The 21,759-nt window shown below is 65.7% G+C and carries 24 protein-coding genes, 1 tRNA gene and 1 pseudogene; 13 read left to right on the forward strand and 13 right to left on the reverse strand.

Going from position 1 to position 21,759, the window contains the following annotated elements; all coding sequences use genetic code 11:
• Window positions 1–126 precede the first annotated feature (126 nt).
• Window positions 127–1,128, forward strand: coding sequence for a hypothetical protein (locus tag DAEP_RS0111180; RefSeq protein WP_027244709.1), 1,002 nt, complete (start codon window positions 127–129; stop codon window positions 1,126–1,128).
• Between the two features lie 84 nt (window positions 1,129–1,212).
• Here the strand turns inward: DAEP_RS0111180 and rplT are convergent, their stop codons facing one another.
• From rplT to pyk, 3 genes are all read right to left on the reverse strand, one after another.
• A complete protein-coding gene (gene rplT, locus DAEP_RS0111185; protein WP_008557989.1) occupies window positions 1,213–1,578 on the reverse strand; it encodes a 50S ribosomal protein L20 in 366 nt (121 codons plus the stop codon).
• 15 nt (window positions 1,579–1,593) lie between these two features.
• Window positions 1,594–1,794, reverse strand: coding sequence for a 50S ribosomal protein L35 (rpmI, locus tag DAEP_RS0111190; protein WP_008557770.1), 201 nt, complete (start codon window positions 1,792–1,794; stop codon window positions 1,594–1,596).
• Window positions 1,795–2,079: 285 nt separating this feature from the next.
• Window positions 2,080–3,525: a pyruvate kinase gene (pyk, locus tag DAEP_RS0111195; protein WP_027244710.1), complete on the reverse strand. Its 1,446-nt coding sequence runs from the start codon at window positions 3,523–3,525 to the stop codon at window positions 2,080–2,082.
• A 120-nt stretch (window positions 3,526–3,645) separates the two neighbouring features.
• On the opposite strand from pyk, the gene DAEP_RS0111200 reads away from it, so the two are divergent.
• The 3 genes from DAEP_RS0111200 (at window position 3,646) to DAEP_RS0111210 (ending at window position 5,111) form a co-directional block, all read left to right on the forward strand.
• A complete protein-coding gene (locus tag DAEP_RS0111200) occupies window positions 3,646–4,383 on the forward strand; it encodes an N-formylglutamate amidohydrolase (protein WP_027244711.1) in 738 nt (245 codons plus the stop codon).
• Between the two features lie 93 nt (window positions 4,384–4,476).
• Window positions 4,477–4,716, forward strand: coding sequence for a DUF6868 family protein (locus tag DAEP_RS0111205; protein ID WP_008553553.1), 240 nt, complete (start codon window positions 4,477–4,479; stop codon window positions 4,714–4,716).
• Between the two features lie 80 nt (window positions 4,717–4,796).
• Window positions 4,797–5,111, forward strand: a complete 315-nt coding sequence (locus DAEP_RS0111210) for a DUF1244 domain-containing protein (RefSeq protein ID WP_008556105.1) — start codon at window positions 4,797–4,799, stop codon at window positions 5,109–5,111.
• Between the two features lie 92 nt (window positions 5,112–5,203).
• Here DAEP_RS0111210 and DAEP_RS0111215 read toward each other — a convergent pair whose 3' ends face one another.
• On the reverse strand, window positions 5,204–5,692 hold the full coding sequence (locus DAEP_RS0111215) for a winged helix-turn-helix transcriptional regulator (RefSeq protein WP_245595083.1): 489 nt from the start codon (window positions 5,690–5,692) through the stop codon (window positions 5,204–5,206).
• Between the two features lie 74 nt (window positions 5,693–5,766).
• On the opposite strand from DAEP_RS0111215, the gene DAEP_RS0111220 reads away from it, so the two are divergent.
• Window positions 5,767–6,591, forward strand: coding sequence for a dienelactone hydrolase family protein (locus DAEP_RS0111220; protein ID WP_027244713.1), 825 nt, complete (start codon window positions 5,767–5,769; stop codon window positions 6,589–6,591).
• A 37-nt stretch (window positions 6,592–6,628) separates the two neighbouring features.
• Here the strand turns inward: DAEP_RS0111220 and DAEP_RS0111225 are convergent, their stop codons facing one another.
• From DAEP_RS0111225 to dgcN, 5 genes are all read right to left on the reverse strand, one after another.
• Window positions 6,629–7,465 (reverse strand): CE1 family esterase, encoded by an 837-nt coding sequence (locus DAEP_RS0111225; RefSeq protein ID WP_027244714.1) that lies wholly within the window; start codon window positions 7,463–7,465, stop codon window positions 6,629–6,631.
• Window positions 7,466–7,662: 197 nt separating this feature from the next.
• Window positions 7,663–7,866: a hypothetical protein gene (locus DAEP_RS0111230; protein WP_027244715.1), complete on the reverse strand. Its 204-nt coding sequence runs from the start codon at window positions 7,864–7,866 to the stop codon at window positions 7,663–7,665.
• A gap of 325 nt (window positions 7,867–8,191) precedes the next feature.
• Window positions 8,192–9,052, reverse strand: a complete 861-nt coding sequence (locus tag DAEP_RS0111235) for a D-amino-acid transaminase (protein ID WP_027244716.1) — start codon at window positions 9,050–9,052, stop codon at window positions 8,192–8,194.
• Window positions 9,053–9,062: 10 nt separating this feature from the next.
• Window positions 9,063–10,028 (reverse strand): N-acetyl-D-Glu racemase DgcA, encoded by a 966-nt coding sequence (gene dgcA / locus DAEP_RS0111240; RefSeq protein ID WP_027244717.1) that lies wholly within the window; start codon window positions 10,026–10,028, stop codon window positions 9,063–9,065.
• 152 nt (window positions 10,029–10,180) lie between these two features.
• Entirely contained in the window at window positions 10,181–11,182 is a 1,002-nt protein-coding gene (gene dgcN, locus DAEP_RS0111245; RefSeq protein WP_008557835.1) for an N-acetyltransferase DgcN, read from the reverse strand.
• 470 nt (window positions 11,183–11,652) lie between these two features.
• Here dgcN and DAEP_RS0111250 point away from each other — a divergent pair, with 470 nt between their 5' ends.
• Together DAEP_RS0111250 and DAEP_RS0111255 are read left to right on the forward strand one after the other, a co-directional pair.
• Window positions 11,653–12,612, forward strand: coding sequence for an L-malyl-CoA/beta-methylmalyl-CoA lyase (locus tag DAEP_RS0111250; protein ID WP_027244718.1), 960 nt, complete (start codon window positions 11,653–11,655; stop codon window positions 12,610–12,612).
• A 66-nt stretch (window positions 12,613–12,678) separates the two neighbouring features.
• On the forward strand, window positions 12,679–13,281 hold the full coding sequence (locus tag DAEP_RS0111255; RefSeq protein ID WP_027244719.1) for a hypothetical protein: 603 nt from the start codon (window positions 12,679–12,681) through the stop codon (window positions 13,279–13,281).
• A 426-nt stretch (window positions 13,282–13,707) separates the two neighbouring features.
• Here the strand turns inward: DAEP_RS0111255 and DAEP_RS0111260 are convergent, their stop codons facing one another.
• A complete protein-coding gene (locus tag DAEP_RS0111260; RefSeq protein WP_027235288.1) occupies window positions 13,708–14,160 on the reverse strand; it encodes an Lrp/AsnC family transcriptional regulator in 453 nt (150 codons plus the stop codon).
• A 73-nt stretch (window positions 14,161–14,233) separates the two neighbouring features.
• Here DAEP_RS0111260 and DAEP_RS0111265 point away from each other — a divergent pair, with 73 nt between their 5' ends.
• The 3 genes from DAEP_RS0111265 (at window position 14,234) to DAEP_RS0111275 (ending at window position 16,988) form a co-directional block, all read left to right on the forward strand.
• On the forward strand, window positions 14,234–14,830 hold the full coding sequence (locus DAEP_RS0111265; RefSeq protein WP_027244720.1) for a LysE family translocator: 597 nt from the start codon (window positions 14,234–14,236) through the stop codon (window positions 14,828–14,830).
• A 160-nt stretch (window positions 14,831–14,990) separates the two neighbouring features.
• On the forward strand, window positions 14,991–15,953 hold the full coding sequence (locus DAEP_RS0111270; protein WP_008555478.1) for an acetyl-CoA carboxylase carboxyltransferase subunit alpha: 963 nt from the start codon (window positions 14,991–14,993) through the stop codon (window positions 15,951–15,953).
• Between the two features lie 159 nt (window positions 15,954–16,112).
• Complete coding sequence (locus DAEP_RS0111275; protein WP_027244721.1) at window positions 16,113–16,988, forward strand: DUF1206 domain-containing protein; 876 nt, start codon at window positions 16,113–16,115, stop codon at window positions 16,986–16,988.
• 9 nt (window positions 16,989–16,997) lie between these two features.
• On the opposite strand, the gene DAEP_RS0111280 is transcribed toward DAEP_RS0111275, so the two are convergent.
• From DAEP_RS0111280 to DAEP_RS0111290, 3 genes are all read right to left on the reverse strand, one after another.
• On the reverse strand, window positions 16,998–17,660 hold the full coding sequence (locus DAEP_RS0111280) for a GntR family transcriptional regulator (protein ID WP_008556941.1): 663 nt from the start codon (window positions 17,658–17,660) through the stop codon (window positions 16,998–17,000).
• Window positions 17,661–17,741: 81 nt separating this feature from the next.
• A complete protein-coding gene (locus DAEP_RS0111285; RefSeq protein ID WP_245595084.1) occupies window positions 17,742–19,544 on the reverse strand; it encodes an adenylate/guanylate cyclase domain-containing protein in 1,803 nt (600 codons plus the stop codon).
• A gap of 124 nt (window positions 19,545–19,668) precedes the next feature.
• Window positions 19,669–20,355: a M48 family metallopeptidase gene (locus DAEP_RS0111290; protein WP_027244723.1), complete on the reverse strand. Its 687-nt coding sequence runs from the start codon at window positions 20,353–20,355 to the stop codon at window positions 19,669–19,671.
• Window positions 20,356–20,456: 101 nt separating this feature from the next.
• Between DAEP_RS0111290 and DAEP_RS0111295 the strand changes: the two genes are divergently transcribed.
• The 3 genes and pseudogenes from DAEP_RS0111295 (at window position 20,457) to DAEP_RS23590 (ending at window position 21,728) form a co-directional block, all read left to right on the forward strand.
• The gene (locus DAEP_RS0111295; protein WP_008556048.1) at window positions 20,457–20,783 is read left to right on the forward strand and encodes a TIGR02300 family protein; all 327 of its coding nucleotides are present in this window, start codon (window positions 20,457–20,459) and stop codon (window positions 20,781–20,783) included.
• 185 nt (window positions 20,784–20,968) lie between these two features.
• A tRNA-Ala gene (locus DAEP_RS0111300) sits at window positions 20,969–21,044 on the forward strand.
• Window positions 21,045–21,313: 269 nt separating this feature from the next.
• A pseudogene (locus DAEP_RS23590) lies at window positions 21,314–21,728 on the forward strand (VOC family protein).
• The last annotated feature ends 31 nt before the right edge of the window (window positions 21,729–21,759 follow it).

Raw genomic sequence — 21,759 nt, forward strand, 5'->3', positions numbered from 1 at the left:
GACTGAATTTCCACGCGTCCCTCGCCGGTTGCGTGTTTTAAGCAATTTCACAGCATCATTTTAAAGACGAATCCAGATGGCAATGCGCAATCTCTGATTGTTCACTATTCATCGAAAGGGTTTGCAATGGACGGCGCATTCAGCAAGGAACTTCCGGTATTTTCCCAGAACGAGATCAAGGAACTCAAAGAGAGCGGCGGCAAGATCGTCAAGCACCACATGGGCGGCGGCGGCGGCGGCCGGTTCGATCCTGTTTCCCTGCGCGAGTTGCGCCTGAAAACCGGCACTCTGATTGACGCCATTTTCCTCAACGGCGCGCGCCACGGCGGCGAGGGCGGCGGTATGGGCGACTCGGTCACTCTGTCGCCGGATATTCTCGTCCAGGATATCGGCTACGACATACGCGACAGCTTTCTCAGCGGGCTCAAATTCTATTTTACAGACGGCACAACACTTCATGGCGGCATCCTGAACGACGAAAAACTGCTGTCCGCGGAACTGGGCTGTTCCCGGGAGGAGCTGCTTGTGATCGCCCTGGGCGGCAGCAGCGGGAACTTCCTCGATTCACTCGATGCCGTTTGCGTGGTGGGCTACAGCAGCAGCACGGTCCTTGCCCGGGACGTCACCGCCATTGTTGGAGCGATCACCCCCGGTATGGAGCTCACCGAATATACCGAAGTTGCCTCCCGCAAAACGGAATCCTACGAACGCGCGCTGTCCCAGACCCACAGCGTGACAACCAGCGCGTCCGTTTCCGGCACCTATTACGTCACCGCCTCGGTGGAAACCGAATACGCGTACAAGTGGTCCTCCCAAACCACGATCGGCCGGGACTTTGAAGAAGTGCTCGCAAACAAGACAACCCAGAAGATCAGCGTGCCAGAACACGCCTGGGCCTATCTGGAAGTCACCCGGGGCGACATTATCTCACCCGATGGAAACCCGGAAAAAAGCGTGTTCATTCCATCCGGGAATAACGCAATCAACTACCGCCTGGTCGACGAGCATTCCTTCGCCAACCTGGCTGGGTACTATGATCTGAACGGCTATTGCGCGAACCTGCCTGCGGACCGCGTTTCAACACGGCTGGATGAAACCACCGGCCTGATGATCGTGGAATGCAGCTAGGGCTCCGCCGCCGACAGCGCCCCGCAACAAAAAAGGCCGCCCCGGACAGGGCGGCCTTTTCCGAATTCAGATCCGTCTGGAGCCTTAGGCTGCCAGCGCGTCCTGTGCCTGGCGCACGATCGCACCGAAGGCTTCGGGCTCATGCACGGCCAGGTCGGCCAGAACCTTACGGTCCACTTCAATACCGGCCAGGGTCAGGCCGTTGATGAAGCGGGAGTAGGTCAGCGCTTCGTCGTGCGAACGGACGGCTGCGTTGATCCGCTGGATCCACAGCGCGCGGAAGTTGCGCTTGCGGTTCTTACGGTCGCGGGTTGCGTACTGGTTCGCCTTGTCGACGGCCTGGCGGGCAACCTTGAAGGTATTCTTGCGGCGGCCATAGTAACCTTTGGCTGCCTTGATGACCTTCTTGTGACGGGCGTGAGTCGTGGTACCACCTTTAACGCGGGACATATCTCAGATCTCCTCTTAGCGGTCGTAGGGCATGAAGCCCTTGACGATCTTTGCGTCGGGGGCCGACAGAACCGTGGTGCCGCGGGCGTCACGGATGAATTTCTTGGTGCGTTTGATCATGCCGTGGCGCTTGCCGGCCTGACCTGCGATGACCTTGCCGGTCGCAGTCACCTTGAAGCGCTTTTTGGCGCTCGATTTTGTCTTCATCTTGGGCATTTCCGTCTCCTTCAATGCGGGTTCGCTAGACGCGCGACTCGGCATGCCTCGACGGCCGGCCGCGCGGAACAGAGCTGCCCTTTAAGCAAACCTCACACGGGGGGCAAGCGGAATCTCCGCAATAAGCGCCCCTGACCCCGGAAAATCGCCCCCGGCCCGTGTTTGCCGGCATCCCAGCCGGGCCTTGCCGCCCAGGCGCAGGCGAGCGGTTGGGCACCGCCCGCTCAATGCAGCAGCACCGGGGGCGCCACGCCCCCGGCAATCAGCCCGCCAAACGGGGGGCGGTTACTCCGGATCGGTGCTGTAGATCAGCCGCTCGTCGCAGGGGGCGATGCGCAGGATGTTGGTGGTGCCCGGCACGTTGAACGGCACGCCTGCGGTGACCACGATCTGGTCGCTGTCGCCGGCATAGCCGCCCGCGCGCGCCGCCCGCGCTGCATTCACGACCGCACCCTTGAAGCGGTCCAGTTCCGGCGTCATCACGCAATGGCAGCCCCAACTGAGGCACAGCCGCCGTGCGGTGGCGCTGACCGGGGTCATCGCGATGATCGGCACGCCGGGACGCTCGCGCGCGGTCAGCAGCGCGGTGGTGCCCGATTGGGTGAAACAGCAGATCGCCTTGATCTCGGTCTTCTCCGCAATCTCCCGCGCCGCGGCGACGATGCCATCGGCCACCGTGGTGCCCTTGGCAGAGCGCGAGGCGGCGATGATCTGGGTATAGGTCGGGTCGGCCTCCACCTCGATCGCCACCTTGTCCATGGTCTGCACCGCCTGCACCGGATACTGGCCGGCCGCGCTCTCGGCGCTCAGCATCACCGCATCGGCGCCCTCATAGATGGCGGTCGCCACGTCAGAGACTTCGGCCCGGGTCGGCATCGGGCTTTCGATCATGCTTTCAAGCATCTGGGTTGCCACGATCACCGGCTTGGCGGCAGCCCGGCACTTGCGCACCAGACGCTTCTGGATCGGCGGCACCGCTGCGACCGGCAGTTCCACGCCCAGATCGCCGCGCGCGACCATGATCCCGTCGGAGGCATCCAGGATGGCCTCGAAATCCTCCACCGCCTGCGGCTTTTCGATCTTCGACAGCACCGCAGCGCGGCCATCAGCCAGCGTGCGCGCCTCATAGACGTCCTTGGCCCGCTGCACGAAAGACAGCGCCAGCCAGTCGACGCCCAGATTGCAGACAAATTCCAGGTCCGCCCGGTCCTTCTCCGACAGGGCGGCCAGCGGCAGCACCACGTCCGGCACGTTCACCCCCTTGCGGTTGGAAATCGTGCCGCCGGTCTCCACCGTGCAGTCGGCAAAATCCGGGCCGCAGGCGTCCACCACCAGGCGGATCTTGCCGTCATTGACCAAGAGATGCGCGCCCGGCTCCAGCGCCTGAAAGATCTCGGGATGCGGCAGGCACACGCGGGCCGCATCGCCCTCCGCCTCATCCAGGTCGAGGCGGAACTTGGCTCCCTCCTCCAGCTCCTCGGCCCCGTTGGCAAACACCCCCACCCGCAGTTTCGGCCCCTGCAGGTCCGCCAGAATGGCAATCGGGCTGTCCAGGTCCCTTTCCACCTGCCGGATGATCTTGTGCTTTTCGGCAATCTCCGGGTGGCTGCCGTGCGACATGTTCAGCCGGAACACATCAGCGCCGGCCTCATGCAGGGCGCGGATCGTCTCATAGGTTTCCGAAGCCGGCCCCAGGGTGGCGACAATCTTGACATTGCGCGAGCGTTTCATCGGGGTCTACTCCTCCGGACCTGAAAATATGTTATCGCAAACAGCGTTGGGCTGCTTATCCCCTAATTCCCATTTTCCCGCAACTCCCCTAAATAGCCGTCACCAAAAGATGACAGGTCCATGACATATACACCCTTTTTCGTGCACGGCGCCGACCGCCCCGCCCGCTGGCTGATCACCTGCGACCATGCGACCAATGTTGTGCCGCCCTTTGCCGGCGGCGGCGACCTGGGCCTCCCGCGCGCGGATATGGAGCGCCACATCGCCTATGACGTCGGCGCCTACGAGGTGTCGAAACTTCTGGGCGAGATGCTGGACGCTCCGGTGGTGGCCTCGAACTTCTCCCGCCTGGTGATCGACCCCAACCGCGGCGAGGATGATCCGACCCTGCTGATGAAGCTCTACGACGGCACCATCATCCCCGCCAACCGCCACGCGGGCGCGGCAGAGCTGAAGGAGCGGCTGGAAACCTGCTACCGCCCCTACCACCGCGCCTTGGCGCGGCTGGCGGAACGGCCGCGCACGGTGATCGTCTCGGTCCACAGCTTCACCCGCCAGCTGCGCGGCCGCCCGCCCCGGCCCTGGGAGATCGGCATCCTGTTCCCCGAGGGAGAGCGGTTCTCGCCCTTCGTGATTGAGGAACTGAACCGCGAGGACGGACTGTGTGTCGGCGTCAATGAGCCCTACACCGGCCACCTGCCCGGCGACGCGATTGAGACCCACGCCACCAAACCCGGCCGCCCCAACACGCTGGTCGAGCTGCGCAATGACCTGATTGCCGAACACAAGGGCCAGCACGCCTGGGCCGAGCGCCTGGCCCGCATCCTGCCCCGGGCGCTGGACGCCTCCGGTCTCTGATGCGGAGACGGAAACCGGCCCGGCGTTGCCGAACCGGCCCCCCGCCCCCATATCTGTAACGGAAACGCGGTATTTTCCGGGAAGGGAGCCGTCATGACCCAGGAAGCCCTCTCTGCCTTTTTCGGCTGGCTGACCGTGCTGCACATCGGCCTGCTCACCCTGTCCGCCCTCCTCCTCATGCTGATGCACGACTGGGCCGCCGGGCTGCACGCCCGCCTGTTCGGGCTGGCGCCCGCGGACGTCAGCCTCACTTTCTACCGCTGGCTTGGCACCTATAAGATCTTGATCTTCGCCACCGCGCTGGGGCCGTGGCTGGCGCTGCAGCTGATCTGACCGCAGCCCGCCATTGCCCGCCCCCGCCGCGGCTGCTAGGCCTGTGCGCAAACGCGCCGATGACCCGAGGACTTTCTGTTATGGACAAGCAAACCGAGATCGAAATCCAGGCCGCCGCCTTCCGCCGCCTGCAAAAACACCTGATGGAAGACCGCACCGATGTGCAGAACATCGACCTGATGAACATGGCCGGCTTCTGCCGCAACTGCCTGGCGCGCTGGTACCAGGAAGCCGCCAATGAGCGCGGCATCGAGATGGACAAGACCGAGGCGCGCGAGATCTACTACGGCATGACCATGGATGAGTGGAAAGCCAGCTACCAGACCGAGGCCAGCGCCGAGAAACAGGCGGCCTTCGAGGTGGCGTTCAAGGAAAACGTGACCGACAAGCAGTAAGCGGCGTCAGGGGCGCTGCCCCTCTTGGCCTGACGGCCAATTCACCCCGGAGTATTTGACCAAAGGTGAAAAGAGGTGGAACGGCCGCCGCCTCAGCGCCTCAGCCGCAACGCTGCGCGCGCAGGATCAATCGGCGCGCCCTCCGCATCCACCAATGCCACGCGCAGCGGTGCGCCGGTCTCGCGGTCCACCACCCCGACCGGCGCTGCGCCGCCGGTCACTTGCGCCTCCCCCCATTGCGTCAGCGCCAGGAAGGTCAGCGCCAATCCGCGCCCGGCCTCAGTCAGCACATAGGCCTGGCGCACCCGGTCGCCCGCCTCCTGATAGGGCTGTCTCTCCAGTATCCCCCCTGCCACCAGACTGTTCAGCCGGTCCGTCAGCGTCGATCGCGGCGCCTTCAGGTCTTCGCGCATGTCGTCATAGCGGCAGACGCCATAGAATGCTTCCCGCAGGATCAGCAGCGTCCAGCGGTCGCCAAGGATTTCGGCGGCCAAGGCCATCGGGCACTGCTCCTTGGGCACCAGGGCGCGGCGGCGGACGGCGGGCGGGGTTTCACGGGAATCAGAGGCTGAGTTTGACATGCGGACCCAGATAGGGGATTTCTATCTGGGTTCAAAATTGAGACTTAGATTCGCAGGCAGAAAGGACAGCCCCGATGACCCCGCACCCGATGGACCAGGATGACGCGCTCGAGGATTTCGAACCGCGCCGGATCACTCTCAACAATGCGGAAAAAACCGTGCATGTGTGCGGCAAGGGCCCGGCGGTAATCGTAATGGCGGAAATGCCCGGGATCAGCCCGCATGTGGCCCGCTTTGCCCGCTGGGTGCGCGATGCGGGCTTCACCGTCTATATGCCCTCGCTGTTCGGGCGCGACGGTGCTGTGGCCACGGCGGAGGACGGCGCAGAGGTGTTCCGCCGTGCATGCGTCAGTGCCGAGTTCCGCGCCTTTGCGGGCGGCGGCGCCAGCCCCGTCACCCGGTGGCTGCGGGCGCTGGCGCGGTTGGCTCATGGCGAATGCGGCGGCCCCGGCACCGGCGCCATCGGCATGTGCTTTACCGGCAATTTCGCCCTCTCGATGATGCTGGAACCCTCGATGCTGGCACCAGTCCTGGCGCAGCCCTCGCTGCCGCTGGACGCCCCCGCCGGTCTGGAAAGCCCGGCCGGGGAACTGGCTGCGGTGCGCGAGCGGCTGGAGCGTGAGGACCTCACCGTGCTCGCCTACCGGTTTCAGGGCGACGCCTTCTGCCAGGCGCAGCGGTTTGCGGCCTACGCCGGGGCGCTGGGGGACCGGTTCGACGCCCGAACCCTGCCGGACAGCGCTGCCGCCACAGAGGTTCCGCCGTTCTTTGCCAAGCATGTCCCCACCCCGCACAGCGTGGTCACCGCGCATCTGGTGGATGAGGCAGGCCACCCGACCCTGCAGGCGCGGGATGATATCCTGGCGTTCTTCAGGCAGCGGTTGACGCAGGGCGGCTAACCGCAAAGCCCGGCGGGGCATCCCTGCCCCGTCCCGCTTAGCGCTCCAGGCCTTCGAACCAGTCCAGCGCCATGGCGCTCCAGCCCTTGGGCAGGCCATGGCCGCCTTGGTGCAGGATCAGCTCCAGCCCGCCGGCCTTGCACTCCCAGCGCTTGCGCCAGACGCCGCCTGCGGCCTCATGGCCTGCGGCGTTGCTGGGGCAGCTGTTCTGCCGCCGCCACAGCTGCAGCCCCTGCCAGATATCGCCCTGCACGATCCCCGCCTCAGAGTCCGGGATCGCGCGGCCTTCCAGCGGCACGACGGTGTCGGCAAAACCATGGATATGCAGCAGCTGCACCGGGCCCTTGCACTCCTGCGTCATCGGCAGCCAGAACCCGCCCGACACCGCGGCATAGGCGGCGGCAAAGCCAGGCGCCAAGCAGGCCACCTCCCAGACCATCGACCCGCCGCGGGAAAACCCGCTCAGCAGCAGGCGGTCCGGGTCGACGCCCGCATTCGCCGCAGCATCCGCCAGCACCGCGCGCAGAAAGGCCAGGTCATTGCGGGGATAGGTGTTCCAGCCGTCGCGCACGGACCAGTCCGCGGGCTTGCCCTGCCTCCACGGCAGGCCGCTGGGGGCAATCACCGCATAGCCGCGCCCGGTGAAGGCCTTGACCAGCCCGGTGTTCGCGATGACCTTGGCGCCGCTGCTGCCGTAGCCGTGCAGAAACATCACGGCGGGTCCGCCCTGCCAGCCCGCCGGCAAGGCAATGCGGTATTCACCGCCCGCGACCTGACAGGGGATTTCGCCGCCGCACCCCGCCGATTGTGCCGCTGCCGCCGCGGGCGCGGCAATCAGCACCGCTGCCAGCAGTCTCCAAATCCGGCTCAGCATCTGCGCCCCTCCCAGCCTGGTTAACCGCCCCAGACTAGCACATTCCGCCGCCGTGCCTGCCTTCTGCGACGGGCAGCAGGAAAATTCCCGCCGGAGGCAAAAAAGGCCGCCCGAACGGGGCGGCCTGCGTTTGAAATTCCTTAAACAATAACCGGCGGCCGTTCCGCAGCCGGGCGCGCTCCCCCCCGGATGCGCGCCTAGCCGCGGAACCTGCCAACCAGCCGGGCCGCCAGCGACCCGGCAAACCAGCCCCCGCCAGCAGGAGGCTGCGCATAATCGGGGTGCTCCACCACCTCTGCGGTCAGCACCCGGCGGACGGCTGCAAGAATTTCGATGTCGCTGGGCTCCGCAGCCTGCGCCGCCATCATCTGACCCAGTTCCGGCTGATAACACTGTTCCATCTGGCACCTCCGCGGCTTGTTACTCTGGCAGGCGGCCCGTCCCCCGGCGCCTCTTCAACTGAAATCCAGACTATCCTATTTCGCCGTTGACGCGCCCATTTTGTATAAAATTAGTTAAAATCCGGAGTGGAAGCACCGGCTTCCGGCGACAGTGGCGCAGCGCGGCGGCGATTGTTGACGAGACTAAAACAATACCCCTGCCCGGCAGCCCGGATCGCGCGCTTTTCACGCAATTTTACCGCCCAGCATCGCGCCGCATGATTCCCCGAAACGCGAAAAAGCCGCCCACACCGGGGCGGCTTTCCAATCCGTGCCGGCAGACGCCTCAGACGGCTTTCTTGCGGCTTTCTTCCAGGTAGATCTCGCGCAGGCGCTTCGCGATAGGGCCCGGAGTGCCGTCGCCCAGCTGCACGCCGTCGATCTCCACCACCGGCATCACAAAGGCGCTGGCGGAGGTGGTGAAGGCCTCATCGGCTTCCTTGGCCTCCTCGATGGTGAACAGGCGCTCTTCGATCTCCATCTGCGCTTCCGCCGCCAGCCGCAGCACCGCGGCGCGGGTGATGCCGTGCAGGATGTCGTTGCTGAGCGGCCGGGTCACGATCTTGCCGTTCTTGACGTAATAGGCGTTGTTGGAGGTCCCCTCGGTCACATAGCCGTCCTCGACCAGCCAGGCGTCATCGCAGCCCGCCTTCTTGGCCATCATCTTGCCCATCGAGGGGTACAGAAGCTGCACCGTCTTGATGTCGCGGCGGCCCCAGCGGATGTCCTCGATCGAAATCACCTTGGCGCCCTTTTGCGCGGCCGGGCTGTCGGCCAGGCCCGGCTTGTTCTGGGTGAACAGCACCAGCGACGGCGGGGTGTCCGCGGAGGGAAACACAAAATCCCGGTCGCCGTCGGAGCCGCGGGAGACCTGCAGGTACACCAGGCCCTCTTCGATGCCGTTCAGCTCCACCAGCTTTCGGTGGATCTCCAACAGCTCCTCCTTGGAGCAGGGCGAGGTCATGTCCAGCTCTTTCAGGGAGCGCTCCAGGCGCACGGCATGACCTTCAAAGTCGATCAGCTTGCCGTCAAGAACCGAGGTCACCTCATAAACCGCATCGGCGAACAGAAAGCCGCGGTCAAAGATCGAAACCTTGGCTTCACCTTCGGGCAGGTATTCGCCATTCACATAAACGGTACGGGTCATTGTTGTCTCCTCAACCCCACAGGGCAGCCTTGGGCGGATGCACGCCCTCAGCGTCAAATGTCAAAGGTTCCTCGCGGTCTTCGGCCAGCAAGAGCGGGCCGTCAAGATCCGTTACCGCCGCACCCTGCGCCACAAGCGTCGCGGGCGCCATCGCCAGCGAGGATCCGACCATGCAGCCGACCATCACCTGATAGCCCTCGGCGAGCGCCGCCTCGCGCAGCTTCAGCGCCTCGGTGAGACCGCCGGTCTTGTCCAGCTTGATGTTGACCACGTCGTATTTACCCTTGAGGCCGGGCAGACTGTCACGGTCATGGCAGCTTTCGTCCGCGCAGACCGGCACCGGGCGCGCCATCCCGATCAGGGCCTCATCCTCGCCCGCGGGCAGCGGCTGCTCCACCAGTTCCACGCCGAGGCGCAGCAGATGCGGCGCCAGCTCAGCGTAAACCTCAGCCGACCAGCCCTCATTGGCGTCAATGATGATCTTCGCCTCCGGCGCACCGGCGCGCACTGCCTCCAGGCGCGGCATGTCATCGGGAGTGCCGAGCTTTATCTTCAACAGCGGCCGGTGGGCGTTCTCCGCCGCCTGCGCCTGCATCTTCTCAGGGGTATCGAGCGACAGCGTGTAGGCGGTGATCTCAGGCCCCGGCTCCGGCAAGCCCGCCAGCTCCCAGACCCGCTTCCCGGCCTGTTTCGCCTCCAGATCCCACAGCGCGCAATCGACCGCGTTGCGGGCGGCCCCGGCAGGCAGAAGCGATTGCAGCTCCTCGCGGGTGAAATCGGCGGGCAGCCCCTCGATCTCGGCGGCCACGCTCTCCAGCGTCTCGTTGTAGCGGGCATAGGGCACGCATTCGCCCCAGCCGGTGACGCCGTCCTTCTCTACCCGCACGGTCAGCACCTTGGCCTCGGTGCGCGAGCCGCGCGAGATGGTGAAGACCTGCGCCAGTTTGAAGACGTCCGGGGTGACGGTGATGTTCATGAAACTGCCCTTTCCTGCGGCCCCGCGCGCCGCGGCGGCGGGCCTTGGCGCGATGCCCGGCAACCGGGGCACCTGCCTTTTCATCTTTCCAAAAATTCTCCCGCCGGAGGCATCCCGGATAGCGCCTGAGCACCTCCGGCGGGGCTGTTAGATCAGACCGCGGCCAGCGCGTCCACCAGGCGGCCGGCGCCGTGGCGGTAGGGATCGACGGCGGGCAGGCCCATGCGCTCTTCGACCTCAGAGAGGTATTTCACTGCCTCGTCCTCGGACAGATGCTGGGTGTTGACCGAGACGCCAACCACCTTGCAGGCCGGGTTGGCGCGTTGCGCCAGCGGCAGGGCTACCTCGCGCAGCTCCTCCAGGGTTGGCACGTCATAGTCCGGCAGGCCGCGCATATGGGTGCGGGTCGGCTCGTGGCACAGGATCAGCGCGTCCGGCTGGCCGCCGTGCACCAGCGCCATAGTGACGCCCGAGTAGGAGATATGGAACAGCGAGCCCTGGCCCTCGATCAGATCCCAGTGGTCGTCGTCGTTGTCCGGGGTCAGGTATTCGATCGCCCCTGCCATGAAGTCGGCGATGACCGCGTCCAGCGGCACGCCGTGGCCGGTGATCAGGATGCCGGTCTGGCCGGTGGCGCGGAAGGTCGACTTCATGCCGCGCTTCTGCATTTCCGCGTCCATCGCCAGAGCGGTGTACATCTTGCCGACCGAGCAGTCGGTGCCAACTGCCAGGCAGCGCTTGCCGGTGCGGTTCTTGCCGTTGGCAATCGGATAGCCGACGGTGGGCACGCGCACGTCGTGCAGGGTGCCGCCGTGGGTCTGGGCCGCGGCCACCAGGTCGCCTTCGTCGCGCAGCAGGTTGTGCAGGCCGGACGCCAGGTCATACCCCATCTCCAGCGCCGCGATCAGCACCTCTTTCCACGCGGGCGAGATCACGCCGCCGCGGTTGGCGACGCCGATCACCAGGGTCTTGGCGCCGGCTTCCTTTGCCTCGGCCAGGGTCATTTCCTTTAGGCCCAGGTCCGCGCCGCAGCCCGGCAGGGAGATCTGGCCAACGGCGTGGTCGGGGCGCCAGTCACGGATGCCGATGGCAACTTTGGCGGCCAGCATGTCGGGCGCATCGCCCAGGAACAGCAGATAAGGGGTTTCGATCATGGCGGGTTTCCTTCTCACTCTTGCCGGTGAGTTTGCGGAGATTCCTGCACAAGTTCATACGAAATACGCCGTATTTGCGCCACATGGCGCAAGATTTTCCTGCGTGAACACGTACTATTCGAAGAAATCTTCATTAGGTCAGTATTAGAGACATAAAATTACGCCTTCCCGCAGGATTCGCGTCCCAAGGGATGGACTCGGCAAAAAAGACCCCGCTCAGACAGCCGTTTTCGGCATTTCATCAGGCTGTTCCGGCACCGGGCGCGCCTGATTTCTCAAGCAAAACAAAGCCGAAATCGAAAAGATGCAAAAAAGGTCACAATTGCTGACATAAATTTAGACGACAGCCGGGGCACGCCGCGCCGCAGCGGTGGTTTCTGCAACCGCAAAATTCCCTTGCACATGCCAGCGCAACTTTCTAACACTTCACCCCAGCAGAATTGAAATGTCATTACCCGGAGGATTGCCACATGAGCTTCCGCATCCAGCCCGCCGCCCCGGCGCGCCCCAACCGCTGCCAGCTGTTCGGCCCCGGCTCCAAAGTGAAGCTGTTCGAAAAGATGGCGGCCTCGGCGGCGGATGTCATCAACCTCGACCTGGAGGATTCGGTGGCGCCCAGCGACAAGGATCAGGCCCGCGCCAATGTGATCGAGGCGATCAACAACGTGGACTGGGGCAACAAGTACCTGTCGGTGCGGATCAACGGGCTCGACACGCCCTACTGGTACCGGGACGTGGTGGACATTCTGGAGCAGGCCGGCGACCGGCTTGACCAGATCATGATCCCCAAGGTGGGCTGCGCCGAGGATGTTTATGCTGTGGACGCGCTGGTCACTGCGATTGAACGCGCCAAGGGCCGCACCAAGCCGGTGTCCTTTGAGGTGATCATCGAATCCGCGGCAGGCATCGCCCATGTGGAAGAGATCGCCAAATCCTCCCCCCGCCTGCAGGCGATGAGCCTGGGCGCTGCGGATTTCGCCGCCTCGATGGGAATGCAGACCACCGGCATCGGCGGCACCCAGGAGAACTATTACATGATCCGCGAGGGCCAGAAGCATTGGTCCGATCCCTGGCATTGGGCCCAGGCCGCGATTGTTGCCGCCTGCCGCACCCACGGCATCCTGCCGGTGGACGGCCCGTTCGGCGATTTCTCCGACGAGGAAGGCTATATCGCCCAGGCCAAGCGTTCGGCGACGCTGGGCATGGTCGGCAAATGGGCGATTCACCCCAGCCAGATCGCGCTGGCCAATCAGGTGTTCACCCCGTCCGAGGAAGCGGTGGCAGAAGCCCGCGAGATCCTGGCGGCGATGGAAGAGGCCAAGGCGTCGGGTGCCGGCGCTACCGTCTACAAGGGCCGTCTTGTCGATATCGCCTCGATCAAGCAGGCTGAGGTGATTGTGGCGCAGGCCGAGCTGATCGCGGGCAGCTGACGCCGGTCCGCGCGTGAAGGTTTTAAGGGCGTCCCGCGGGGGCGCCCTTTTTGGCAGGAGGAAGAGATGCCGGATTTGACCTTGCTGCATACGGCTGAAGTGCATGTGGCAACCTTTCGTGCCCTGGCGCCCGCAGCGGATCTGGACCAGCAGGTGCGCGCCGACTGGCTGGACCGGGCGCAGGACGGGATTGATGCCGCCCTTGAAGCAGAGATTGCCGCTGCGGTCGCCGCAGTTGACGGGCCGGTCTTGTGCACCTGCACCACCCTCGGCCCGGCGGCGGAGGCGGCCGGCGCCACCCGCATCGACTGGCCGATGATGCAAGAGGCCGCGCGCATCGGCGGGCCGGTGCTGATGGCCTATTGCCTGCAGAGCACCGCAGAACCCTCGGAGGCGCTGCTGCGGCGGGCGTTTGGGGCGCACGATCCGCAGCTGACACCCCTGCTTCTGGGCCAGCATTGGCCGCTGTTCGAGGCCGGGGACAGCGCCGGTTTTGCCGTGGCTGTTGCCAGGGATGTTTCCCAAGCGCTGGGGACGATGGATTTTGCTTGTGTGGTGCTGGCGCAAGCCTCGATGGCCGGGGCGGCAGAGCTGCTGCGGGAGAAGACAGAGGTGCCGGTTCTGGCCTCGCCGGAGATTGCGATGCGGGCGCTGCTGCGGGACGGGTAACGCCCCCAGGCGGGGCGCGCAAAAACCGCCGGCCAAGGCCACTGCCCTGCCGGTGTGTCTGTTCCGTATTTGCCTGTTGCCATGTTCCGGTTCAGCGAAGGCGTTAAGGACTGGCGGCGCCGCCAGAATGGCGGAGATGGACGGGCGTATCCGCCCGCGTGCTAAACGTTGTCTCTGCACGGCCCCGCTGCCAGGCGGGAGTCCGGTTCCAAGGGAGCCGGGGAGCCAAGCCCCGGCGGGTGATCGCGACCGGGGCCAAGACTGCCACGGGCGGCTTAAGATCGGGTGAGAGCAGCGCACGCCGGAGGCGCAACACCCGCAGCCGCGCGCCCGCGGCTCCCGTTGCGCAGTGAGTATTTGAGGAAAGATGAAAGGCTGCTGCGCTTCATCTTTCCCCAAATACTCAAGATTCCAGCCGCGCAGCGGTCACGCCCGCAGATCCTTGGGCGAGCCCATCACCACATAGGTGGTGATTGCAGTGACATAGGGCGAGGTGCCGAGGATGTCGGTGTGGAACCGCTTGTAGCTCGGCAGGTCGGCGCATTCGACGCGCAGCAGGTATTCGATGGTGCCGGTGATATTGTGGCATTCGACCACCTCCGGCGCCGCCTGCATGGCGCGCTCGAAAGCTTCCTGCGCTTCCTTGGTGTGCTCCCCCAGGCCGACGCCGATATAGGTGGCAAACCCCACCCCCAGCTTCTGCCGGTCCAGCACCGCGCGGTAGCCGGTGATCACCCCCGCGCGCTCCAGCTCCTGCACCCGGCGCAGGCAGGCGGAGGGGGACAGGCCCACGCGCTCTGCCAGCTCAAGATTGCTGATGCGGCCGTCGCGAGTGAGTTCCTGCAATATCTGCTGGTTTATTTTGTCATTCTTCGCCATTGATTGCGAAAATAGACGCAAAACGCAGTTAAACGCAATTTCATTTGGCAGGTTTGGCGCAATGATTTTGCGCATGACTTATGAACTCCTCACCGCGCTGTCACTGTTTGCTTTTGTCTCCTCGATCACGCCGGGGCCGAACAACCTGATGCTGATGGCCTCCGGCGCCAATTTCGGCTTCCGCCGCACCATCCCGCATATGCTGGGGGTGGCGCTGGGGTTCGTGTTCATGGTGCTCTTGGTGGGGGCCGGGCTGGTGCAGGTGTTTGATGCCTTCCCGGTCAGCTACATCGTGCTGAAGGTGGTGTCGGTCGCCTATCTGCTGTGGCTCGCCTGGAAAATCGCCCATGCCGCACCGGTGAAGGCGAAGGGGGCTGAGGGGCGTCCGATGACGTTTCTGCAGGCGGCGGCGTTTCAATGGGTGAACCCCAAGGCCTGGGCGATGGCCCTGACGGCGATCAGCGCCTATACGCCCGATCAGACTCTGGCGGCGATCGTGCTGGTGGGTGTGGTGTTTGGCGCCATCAACCTGCCCTCGGTCGGCTCCTGGACGGTGCTGGGCCAGCAGATGGCGCGGTTCCTGACCAGCCCGCGCCGCCTGGTGCTGTTCAACTGGACCATGGCAGCGCTGCTGGTGGCCTCGCTGTATCCGGTGATCTGGCCGCAATGATGCGGGGCGGCCCCCTGCCCGGCCCGTTGTGCTTGGCGGTGCCTGCCGCGGCCGCGCGGTGGCAGCCTCTGGCGCCCGGGCCGGTGATCCCGGCTCTTGCTGAGTTGCATCTTGCGGCGCAGAAGGCCATATAGCTGCAAACCTGCAGAGCAGAGGCAACATGACCCAGTATCTGGAATTCGAAAAACCGCTGGCCGAAATCGAGGGCAAGGCGGAAGAGCTGCGGGCGCTGGCGCGCGCGAATGAGGAAATGGATGTGGCGGATGAGGCCAAGGCGCTGGACGCCAAGGCGGCGCAGCTGCTGAAGGACCTCTACAAGAACCTGACGCCCTGGCGCAAATGCCAGGTGGCGCGCCATCCCGAACGCCCTCATTGCAAGGATTACATCGAGGCGCTGTTCACCGAGTACACGCCGCTGGCCGGCGACCGGAACTTTGCCGATGACCTGGCAGTGATGGGCGGGCTGGCCCGGTTCAACGACCAGCCGGTGATGGTGATCGGCCATGAGAAGGGCAGCGACACCAAATCCCGGATCGAGCGCAATTTCGGCATGGCCCGTCCCGAGGGCTACCGCAAAGCGGTGCGGCTGATGGAGATGGCCAGCCGGTTCAAGCTGCCGGTGATCACCCTGGTGGACACGGCCGGCGCCTACCCCGGCAAAGGCGCCGAGGAACGCGGCCAGTCGGAAGCCATCGCGCGCTCGACCGAGATGTGCCTGAAGATCGGCGTGCCGCTGATCTCGGTGATCATCGGCGAAGGCGGCTCTGGCGGCGCGGTGGCCTTTGCCACGGCGAACCGGGTGGCGATGCTGGAGCATTCGATCTACTCCGTCATCAGCCCCGAAGGCTGCGCCTCGATCCTGTGGAAGGATGCGGAGAAGATGCGCGAAGCGGCGGAGGCGCTGCGGCTGACGGCGCAGGATCTGAACAAGCTGGGCGTCAACGACCGGATCATCCCGGAACCGCTGGGCGGCGCGCACCGTGATCCCAAGGCGGCGATCAAGGCTGTGGGCGGCGCCATCCAGGAGATGCTGGACGAGCTGAAGGACAAGGACGCAGCCGCGCTGGTCAAGGACCGGCGCCAGAAGTTCCTGGACATCGGCTCCAAAGGGCTGGCGGCGTAACGGCCTGGACGGTCTGTTGAATTTGAAAGCCCGGCCGCTGTGCCGGGCTTTGCCGTTTCAGGGCACGGCCGCCGCCACGGCAGGGGCGCGGGAACAAATCCGGGTTTGGCGCATTGAGTCAGGGAGAGCCCTCCCTTTGCCCAGCCGGGATTTGATGCCATGACAACCGACAGCTTTTTCAATGACGCCCGCCGCAAGCGCCTGCAGGATGTGGACCCGGAGGACTTCGCCTGGGCAGTGCCGATCATGCGAGCCGGATATGCGGGACGCGCGCTGGTCTATCTGGCCGTGGCCGGAGTGTCGCTGCGCTCAATCTGGCAGGGCGGCGAGGCCAAGGGCACGGCGGAGGCGCTGGAATGGCTGCAGGGCGGCTGGGGCACGGCGGTTATCATCCTCATCACCATCGGCCTGTTTGCCTATGCGGTCTGGCGCATGGTGGACAGTTTCTGGGATCTCGAAGCCTATGGAAGCGGCGCGAAGGGGCTGATCGCGCGCGCCGGGATGATTGTGACCGGGCTGATCCATCTGGGTCTTGGCATACTGACGCTGTCGGTTCTGACCGGCTCTGGCGACGCCTCGGAAGGCGGCGGCGGCGGCCTGGGCGGGTATTTCAGCAGTGCTGCCGGGCAGACCGTGCTGGCCGTGGCGGGCATCGTGACGATTGGGGCCGGCGGCTATTACATCCGCAAGGCGTGGAAAGAATCCTATCGCAACCACCTGCGGGCCAATCCTGTTACCCTGCATCTGAACACCGCCCTGAAGGCCGGGCTGGCGGCGCATGGGGTGGTGATTGCCATTATCGGGGGACTGCTTCTGCAGGCGGCCCTGTCCGCCTCCGGCACGCCTGAGGCCGGTATCGGAACCGCGTTCGACTGGCTGCATGACAAGGTATATGGCCGTATCCTGGTGACCGTGCTTTGCGTTGGCCTGCTGGGGTTCGCCCTGTTCTGCTTGGTCAATGCGCTGTACCGGATCGTTCCGAAAGCCTCGGACAGCGCAACCGAAACCCTGCGCGCGGCGCTGGACAAAAGCTGAGGCCCGCACCTAGCCTGCCAGCAACCGAAGCCCCTGGGTGACGTCGGAACGCACGGCCAGACGCAGGCCCGGTTCATCCCCAGCCTTAAGCGCCGCGATGATCAGCCGGTGGTTCTGCGGCGGGTCGGTGCGGCGCAGGCGGCCGTACAGCGCCCGCATGGTGGGGCCGAGCTGCAGCCAGACGGTTTCCGCCATCGCCAGCATCGCCGGCGCCTGGGCGCGCAGGTAGAGGGTGCGGTGGAACTCCAGATTGGTCCGGATATAGCCGACCGCATCGCGTTTCGAGACCATCTCCGCCACAGTCGTGTTGATCATCTGCAGCCGGTCGATCAGCGCGATATGCGCGCGCGGCAGGGCGCGGCTGGCCAGTTCAACCTCCAGCAGGGCACGCAGGGCGGCGAGCTCCTCGATCCGCTCGTTGCTGAGTTCCGGCGTCGAAACCCGGCCCGAGGAGGACAGGAACAGCGCGCCTTCGGCAGCCAGCCGCCGCACCGCTTCGCGCGCGGGCGTCATCGAGACCTCGAACTCGCGGCCGATGCCACGCAGGGTGAGCGCGGCACCGGGTGTGATTTCGCCGTGCATGATGCGGGTGCGCAGGGACCGGTAGACACGGTCATGCGCCGGAACGGAGGCAGAGGCGGCATCCTGGGAGGAGCGGGCAGTCAGATTCATGCCCTCATGTGATCACAAACCACGCCCCGGTCAAGCGGACAGTTCCGCGCGCAGCGGTGCGCCTCGCGGTCGCGCAACCGGTCAGGGGCGGCCGGACATCCCGGCCAGGCTGAGACCGGTGCGCAGCCGCCGCAGCGGGGCCTGGGAGGTGTAGGGAAACCCTGCCGACGCCTGATCCAGCGTCAGCGGTGCCCCGGCAAGCCTGCCGCAGGCCGCTGCAGCCTCCTCGAAGCTGCCGAGGGCGGCGAGGCTGGCGCAGTGCAGGACCAGCGCGCGCTGAGCCGCGGGTTCCAGCGCCAGGGCTTCGGCGGCGGCGGCGGCGGCCTCAGCCTCCTGTCCGGCGGCGAGGCGGATGGCGGCCTGCACGGTCAGCACGGCCGGCTGCGGCAACGGGTCGAGGCGGCGCGTCTGATCCAGCACTTTCTGCGCCGCACCGCCCTGCCCCGCCAGATGCAGCAGCCAAGCACGCGTCAGCTGGCCGGAGGCGTCATTGGGATAATCCTGCGCCAGGGTTTCAGCGAGCTTCAGCGCCTCGCCGGACTGGCCCGCGAATTGTGCTGCCAGCGCCCGCAGCTGCAACACAGCGGCCCCTGGCGGCAAGCCCGCAGTCATCTGCGCGGCCTCAGCAGCGCGATGCGGAAGGTGCGTGAGCGGGCCGGTCAGCGTGTCCAGGTGCCACAGCGCAGCAAGCGCCTGCGCCTCCGGCCAGTCCGGCGCCATCTGCAACGCCCGCTGCAGGGCCTGCTCTGCGCCGCTGCGGTCGCCTTGCTGCATCAGGCTGCGGGCGGTGAACAGCTTCAGGACGGCGTCATCTGCCGCGCCGCCGGGGGCAAGTTCGGGCAGCGCCTTGCCGAAATACCGGACAACACTGGCCGCCAGCGACGGTGCAAGCCCGGAGACCGAATCCTGCGGCTGCGGCGGCAGGATGCTGAGCGGCTCCGCCCCGGTGCCGGCCTGGAGGATCTCCAGCCTCACCCCGTCGCGCAGGGTGCCCGGCAAATGGCCGCTGACGACAAAATCCGCGTCCAGAAGGGCAGCCGCCTCGGCCGGCAGCAGGCCCTCGGCGGCGCGGGCGCTGCCGGGCGCGATGACGCGGATCCCCCCGGCCGGCGCCAGGCTGCGGATCACCTCCTCTGACAGCAAACGGGCAATAGCGGGCTGCAGATTGCCGGCGGTGAAGGGCAGGACAGCGATCACCGGGCGGCCCTCGAAGGCGGCGGCAGCCGGGGTTCCGGGCATCACCGCCGCAACGCTGCTCTGCTGCGCCGCCTGCTGCCAGCCCCAGAGGCCGGCCGCAGCGGCGGCGGCGGCGAGGCTCCCCGCCAGAAGCAGCACGGCAGGCCGCATCCCCCGGTGCGGCCGGGCTGCCTTGGGCTTGGACGCCGGCGGGCTGCGGCGCAGGCTGGGCAGCGAGGTCAGCTCCTGCCCCAGCGCATAGACATGCACCGGCTGCGGAATGTTCTTGACCTCATGCAGACCCATATCCTCAAACGTATAGGGGATGCGGCCCTGCACCTGCGCGTAAGCCGCAGCCGACAGCGCCACCCCGCCCAGCGGCGCCAGCGCCTCCAGCCGGGCGGCGATATTGACGTCGTCGCCATAGACATCGCCCTGGGCAATCAGCACCTCCCCCAGGGTAATTCCGATGCGCAGCTGCAGATGGCGGTAGCGGGCGGCGCCGGCCTGAACCTCCGCCGCGGCCTCCACCGCCGAGATCACGCTGGGAAAGATGGCCAGTACCCCGTCGCCCATCAGCTTGACGATCCGGCCCTGGCGGCGGCGGATCGCCGGGGCGATCAGACTTTGCTGCTGCGCCAGAACCTGGTTCAGCGTGCCGGCGTCATCCTCGGCCATCAGGCGGCTGAAACCGGCGATATCCAGCACGAAGATGGCAGCAAGGCGTCTTTGCGGTTTGTCTGGCACGGGCTGGCCTCAGGAACCGGGGCAACTGGAAACAGAAACGTGACGCGAGCTTAGCCCGCGCAGCCCGGCCCGCAAAGCACTGCGTTTATTCGCCGAACCGGTAGCGGTGCAGGCTGGCGCCGTGTTCCCGCAGCCAGGCGCGGGGGGCTTGCCAGCGCCCGTGGATCCGCTCCACCGTGTCCCAGAACGCCTGCGAGTGGTTCATTTCCGCAAGATGCGCGACCTCATGAGCGGCCACGTAGCGCAGCACCGCAGGCGGTGCCAGGATCAGCCGCCAGGAATACATCAGCGCGCCGTCGGCAGTGCAGGAGCCCCAGCGCGAGCGGGTGTCGCGCAGGGTCAGCCGGCTGTAGCCCTTGCCCAGCCGCGCGGCATAGAAATCGGACGCCTCTGCCAGACGGTTGCGCGCCAGTTCCTTCAGGTAGCGCTGCAGCGGCCGCGCCGGGCGGTCCCCCGGCACCGCAATCCGCCCCGCCTCCAGCTGGATGCGGCGCCCTTGGGCCAGCTCGATCACCCGGTTCTGGCCGTCGATGGGCAGCACGGCGCCGAACTCCGCCTGCACCGCCTCGGGGTGCTTTTGCAGATGGCCTCGGATCCAGTCGGCTTTTTCCTCGGCAAACGCCAGCGCGGCCCGTTCCGGCAGGCTTTTGGGCAGGGTCAGCGTCACCCGCCCGTCGAGCGAGGAAATCCGCAGGCTGATCCGCCGCGCCCGGGCAGACCGGCGCAGGGTCAGCGGCACCGGCGGGTCCCCGGGCAGGTGATGTTCGGCCATGCGTGCGCCCCTTTCCAGGCTTTGGCTTTGACAGTGCCCCCCTCATATGGCAAGGCACCGGAATCGTCGATACGACTCACCAGTAAATCAAGGGGATCCACATGCCCAAGGAAGAATGGGGTGTAAAGCGCGTCTGCCCCACCACTGGCAAGCGCTTTTATGACCTGAACAAGAACCCGATCATCAGCCCCTACACCGGCGAGGTCGTTGAGCTGGACACCGGTAAAACGCGGATGATTGAAGCGGATGCCGAAGACGCGGCAACCCTGAAGGCCAAAGAGAACCTGGACGCGGATGACGTGGTCCTGGATGATGACGACGACGTCGATGTCGATCTGGGCGATGATGTCCTGGACGATGACGATGATGACGACAACGTCTCGCTGGACGATATTGCCGACATGTCGTCGCCGGACGACGATTCCTGAGGCAGTTCAAGCCGTTCGGGGGAGCCTAATGCCTTCCCCGGACCGCGCTCCGGGAAGGGGCGGAAAAAAATCGGACACCGGCGCATTTTCCGCTTGCAGCCCGCGCCGCCGTCCCGTAAACGACGCTCACACCGCAAGACGGGCCGCACCGGAGACGGAACGGGCACTGAAAAGCGGGCAGGTTTGGGGCCTTAGCTCAGTTGGGAGAGCGCTTGCATGGCATGCAAGAGGTCAGGGGTTCGACTCCCCTAGGCTCCACCAAATCTTCATTCATGAAAAGCACCAGATAGTTCAGCCGCAATCGGCAGGCTTATCGCCGCCCTGCGGTCACCGGCCTCATGAACCGCCCTGCGCTGCCGCGTGGTTGCGGATCCGCCCGGCGGGACGGCGTGATTTTCACCGCACGCGCAACGAAGCCCGCTTCTTTCACCATCAGCCAGTATCCGTTTGCGGTGACGAATGCTGCATTGCGCTGCAATACTGCGGACGCCTCACCGCAAGGACCGGACTTGCCGAAAGAACCGCCAAGCATGATTGCCTATTTCACTGTCGGCGCGGATGATATCGCGCGCGGAACGGTTTTTTTCCGCGTTCCTGCCAGCCCCCCGGCTACGCGCTGGAAGAAGCGCCTGCGGGGCTGAGATACACGCTGCCGGCCAATCCGCGCCAGCCTCCCGCTCTGCCGGACTTTTACGTCAAACCGCCCCTTGGTGGACGTCCGGCCTCGGCAGGCAACGGCTCTATGACCGCCTTCGAGGCCGCACCCAAAAGCAGGTGCGCGAGCCTCACGCCGCCGCGCTTCTTGCAGGCGGCTCCGATGAGGGCCAGCCGGGCTTTCGCGCCGATTACGGACCGCTGTTCTATGTTGGCTATCTTCGCGGCCCGCAAGGCAACAAGATCGCGCATTTCTCCAGCAATCCGAACGAGCCGGGGCGCGACGGATAACCACGGCCATACGGCGGGCAGATGCCATTCG

Source organism: Leisingera daeponensis DSM 23529 (assembly GCF_000473145.1).
GTDB classification, from domain to species: Bacteria; Pseudomonadota; Alphaproteobacteria; order Rhodobacterales; family Rhodobacteraceae; genus Leisingera; species Leisingera daeponensis.